Origin of the sequence: Collinsella sp. BG-O-102 (assembly GCF_023656745.1) — a bacterium.
Classification (GTDB): Bacteria; Actinomycetota; Coriobacteriia; order Coriobacteriales; family Coriobacteriaceae; genus Collinsella.
Genome location: NZ_JAMOKO010000034.1, coordinates 1 through 4,258 on the forward strand (window position 1 = coordinate 1; position 4,258 = coordinate 4,258).

The following is a 4,258-nucleotide window of genomic DNA, read 5'->3' on the forward strand; positions in this document are numbered from 1 at the left end:
CTCCATCGCGGGCCGGGGGATTCCGGCCCCTCTGGGGTTGCCTACCCGGATTCGCGCCTCAGGACTCAGCGCAACGCGTTGCGCTGAGTCCTGAGGCTGTTGCAATGAAAATGAGAATCAAGGAAGAACTAGCGATGCCCGCTAAGGGTCCCAAACGACCATTTTGTACGCTCGATCGCGCGTTAGGGTTCCGCGTCGCTTCAGTATCTTCTCGTCTTGATTCCACACCTCGCGTGCCTAACCCCTGCGCGGTCTACTTTCGAAGGAGCTCGCCATGCAGTTGAATCTCACAAACATTAGTTACACCTATCCTGGTGCGGTCTCTCCCGCTGTAAGGGATGTCGGCGTCACGTTTTCCTCAGGATGGACTGCCGTGATCGGTGACAACGGATGCGGGAAGAGCACGCTAGCGAGAATCGCCACGCGCCTTATCGAGCCCGATTCCGGAACGGTGGGCTCGAAGCTGTTCTCCGTGTACTGCCAGCAGGATTCTTCGCTCGAACCTGGGAACCTCATAGACTTCGCGTCAGACTGGAACCAAGAAGCGCAGCGCGCAAAGGCGCTTCTGCATATCGGAGACGATTGGCCCTGGCGCTACGACACGCTCTCAGGCGGCCAGCAGAAACGACTCCAGATCGCATGCGCGCTCTATGCTCGCCCCGACGTGCTTGTCATGGATGAGCCGACGAACGATCTTGATGCCCCGACGCGTGAAATCGTGAGCGAGGCGCTAGCCTCATTCGATGGAGTCGGCATCCTCATCTCCCATGACAGGGAATTGCTCGATGGCCTCGTCGATCAGAGCCTCCTGTGCGACGGCGCACGCTGGATCATGCGCCCGGGCGGTTATTCGAAGGCGAGCGATCAGGCGGCAAGCGAACGTGCCACCGCGCTGCGCGACCGAGAGAAGGCTATGCGCGAAGTGAAGCGGCTGAAGGCGGAGGCGCAGCGCAGGAGCGAGGAGGCGGCACGTCAGAAGGGCAAGCGCAGCAAGCGCGGTCTGGACAAGAGAGATAGCGACGGGCGCGCGCGGATCGGGCGCGCCATAGTCTCTGGGAAGGACGGTGTAGCCGGTAAACTATCAGCCGCCATGGATGAACGTCTTGCGAGGGCGGAGTCGACGCTATCGGAGAACTCTGTGCCGAAGCGCTACGACCACTGCATTAGCGATTTCGGAGAAGCCGCCAGATCGAGTATCGTTGCGCGCGTTGGTCCTACTCGGCTCTTAGCGGGCGAGTTCTGCTTGAATGTGCCTCAGCTCTGGGTCTCTCCAACAGACCATGTGGTGTTGACCGGAGCAAATGGGACGGGCAAGAGTCTATTGGTGCGTGCCATCATCGATTCCGTCCCCGAGAATATAAAGGTTGCCTATGTTCCTCAGGTTGTTGCGTCGGTCGAGCGAGAGCGTGCCCTTGAGCAGCTGCGCAAGCATACGCAAGAGAAAAAGGGGCGTATCCTGTCCATCGTGGCACGCCTGAACTCCGACCCCGATAGACTGCTCGATGGCGACGACCTGAGCCCCGGTGAGCTCCGAAAGCTGATGCTCGCGGAGAAGCTGGTTGCGGAACCCAACTTCCTCGTGCTCGACGAGCCGACCAATCACCTCGATATCGGCTCGATAGAGGCATTGCAGAGACTGCTCGTTGGATTCCCCGGGGCGATCCTTCTGGTCACGCACGATATCCGGTTGGCGGAAGCTGTAGGGCAAACGAGATGGCTGATCGAACAGCTCGTTGATGGTCACGCGCTAAGAGTTGGATGAATTGGAGCGAGTGGCTTGTCAATGGGCTTTAGAGATCCTGCGATTCCTCTCCAAGCCACCGATGCGCCAGAGCAGCCATCCAAAAAGCGCCACCGCATTCTCTGGGGCTTCCTCTACGTGGGGATATTCATTGCCGTCTTCACGCTTTCGGCGGCCATCAAGCTGGTGAGCAATCCCCTCGGCGACGATTTCTCCGTCGTTTGGAACGACTCGGTGGGAACGGTTTATGCCGACATCCCCTACGGCGACGGCGACGCGAACAAGTTCGACCTCTATGTACCCGCCGACCGGTCGCGGCAGCACTACGGGTTGGTCGTGTACCTGCACTCCGGCGGGTTCACCAGCGGTGACAAGGCCGACGACGCGCGGACCCTCCATTGGCTCTGCGCTCAGGGCTACGTGGCTGCGGGTATCAACTACACGCTTTTCAGCGAGCAGCACCCCGGGGCGAACATCCTCACGCAGTCTCTGGAAATCAAGAGAGCATGGACGCGGTGGTCGCCGAGGCGGCCAAGCTGGGCTACCCCGTGAACGAGATGGCCATCGGGGGCGGATCGGCCGGCGGGTGCCTCGCCCTGCTGTACGCTTACCGCGACACTGCGGAATCGCCGGTGCCGGTGAGGTTCGTGTTCGAAGCCGTGGGGCCTTCCAGCTTCTACCCCGAGGACTGGGACAACTACGGGCTGGACAAGCCGGAAGCCCAAGCAGAAGCGGCGGGCCTGTTCGGCGTTATGACGGGTGCCAAGCTCACGCCGGACATGTTCGGTACGCCCGCCTACGACGCCGCCGTCAAGGACGCCTCGGCGCTTCTCTGGGTGACGAAGGACGCGGTACCCACGGTCATGGCCTACTGCACTCACGACACTATGCAGCCCTTCAAGGCATCGGTACGCCTCGATAGGGCGCTTACCGAAAACGGCGTCCCCCACGACTGCTTTGTGGCGGAGCACTCGGGTCACGGGCTCCAGAACGACAGCGCAGTCTATCGGCAATATCTCGAAACGGTGCTGGAGTACCTAAAGACCTACATGCCCCCGGAATCCTAGCTGGCTTTGAGTCCGTCAAAGAGGCGTGCATCTAGTGCAAGGCATTCACTAGTGCCGTGATCAGGAACGCGATGAGGAAGCCGAACCCCGCACCGCAGGCCATCTTGAGCGCAGGGCTGAGCCGTGACCTGCGTCTGGAAAGCGCATCGGTCTCGCTCGGAGCCTCCTCGCCGTCCATGAACGCGCTGATCTCACGGAACGTCACAAGGTCATGCTCGCGTTTGATCCTCTCGATGCGCGACGTGCATACGAGCGACGGGATCCAGAATGCAACAAACACGAGTATCCCGATCAGCGCGCCTGTGGACATATGCGGGATGAACGATGGCTCGGGCAGTAGTGCGTAGATGCCTGCCATGCATGCAATCCCCGCGAGCAGCAGGGCAGCAGACCCCATCGCCAATCGCTCCATCTCGAGCGCATCCTTGCTTACGACTTCCTTCATTGAAACCACGTCTCCTTTCACAAGTTCATCGATGGAGACGCCGAAGAGGTCGCTTAGAAGCAGCAGGCTTTGGACATCCGGATAGGTCTTTCCGGTATCACATACTAAGAAGGAGTGATTACATGAACAAAAATATAAAATATTCTCAAAACTTTTTAACGAGTGAAAAAGTACTCAACCAAATAATAAAACAATTGAATTTAAAAGAAACCGATACCGTTTACGAAATTGGAACAGGTAAAGGGCATTTAACGACGAAACTGGCTAAAATAAGTAAACAGGTAACGTCTATTGAATTAGACAGTCATCTATTCAACTTATCGTCAGAAAAATTAAAACTGAATACTCGTGTCACTTTAATTCACCAAGATATTCTACAGTTTCAATTCCCTAACAAACAGAGGTATAAAATTGTTGGGAGTATTCCTTACCATTTAAGCACACAAATTATTAAAAAAGTGGTTTTTGAAAGCCATGCGTCTGACATCTATCTGATTGTTGAAGAAGGATTCTACAAGCGTACCTTGGATATTCACCGAACACTAGGGTTGCTCTTGCACACTCAAGTCTCGATTCAGCAATTGCTTAAGCTGCCAGCGGAATGCTTTCATCCTAAACCAAAAGTAAACAGTGTCTTAATAAAACTTACCCGCCATACCACAGATGTTCCAGATAAATATTGGAAGCTATATACGTACTTTGTTTCAAAATGGGTCAATCGAGAATATCGTCAACTGTTTACTAAAAATCAGTTTCATCAAGCAATGAAACACGCCAAAGTAAACAATTTAAGTACCGTTACTTATGAGCAAGTATTGTCTATTTTTAATAGTTATCTATTATTTAACGGGAGGAAATAATTCTATGAGTCGCTTTTGTAAATGGTTGATTTTCAATCTCAACGCAACAGCCTGAACGGGCCCCGCGTTTCCGCAGCTAGCGCAACGCGGGAATAGCCCCCGGCACCTGGCCGTCGCACCGTTTCCGCAGGTGGAGAGGCTATGG

Annotated in this window: 5 protein-coding genes; 4 read left to right on the forward strand and 1 reads right to left on the reverse strand. The window is 55.4% G+C overall.

Annotated elements, in window-relative coordinates; all coding sequences use genetic code 11:
* Nucleotides 1-274 precede the first annotated feature (274 nt).
* Genes NBH09_RS09870 through NBH09_RS09880 form a run of 3 tightly spaced genes read left to right on the forward strand, consistent with a single transcriptional unit; the run spans nucleotide 275 to nucleotide 2,808 of the window.
* A complete protein-coding gene (locus NBH09_RS09870) occupies nucleotides 275-1,762 on the forward strand; it encodes an ATP-binding cassette domain-containing protein (RefSeq protein ID WP_250787852.1) in 1,488 nt (495 codons plus the stop codon).
* A gap of 21 nt (nucleotides 1,763-1,783) precedes the next feature.
* A complete protein-coding gene (locus NBH09_RS09875; RefSeq protein WP_250787853.1) occupies nucleotides 1,784-2,293 on the forward strand; it encodes an alpha/beta hydrolase in 510 nt (169 codons plus the stop codon).
* Nucleotides 2,248-2,808, forward strand: coding sequence for an alpha/beta hydrolase (locus NBH09_RS09880; RefSeq protein ID WP_199579946.1), 561 nt, complete (start codon nucleotides 2,248-2,250; stop codon nucleotides 2,806-2,808). Before NBH09_RS09875 ends, NBH09_RS09880 begins: the two co-directional genes overlap by 46 nt.
* Before the next feature lie 31 nt (nucleotides 2,809-2,839).
* On the opposite strand, the gene NBH09_RS09885 is transcribed toward NBH09_RS09880, so the two are convergent.
* Nucleotides 2,840-3,253, reverse strand: coding sequence for a hypothetical protein (locus NBH09_RS09885; RefSeq protein WP_250787854.1), 414 nt, complete (start codon nucleotides 3,251-3,253; stop codon nucleotides 2,840-2,842).
* On the opposite strand from NBH09_RS09885, the gene erm(B) reads away from it, so the two are divergent.
* The gene (erm(B), locus tag NBH09_RS09890) at nucleotides 3,169-4,113 is read left to right on the forward strand and encodes a 23S rRNA (adenine(2058)-N(6))-methyltransferase Erm(B) (RefSeq protein ID WP_284703162.1); all 945 of its coding nucleotides are present in this window, start codon (nucleotides 3,169-3,171) and stop codon (nucleotides 4,111-4,113) included. The genes NBH09_RS09885 and erm(B) overlap by 85 nt on opposite strands.
* The last annotated feature ends 145 nt before the right edge of the window (nucleotides 4,114-4,258 follow it).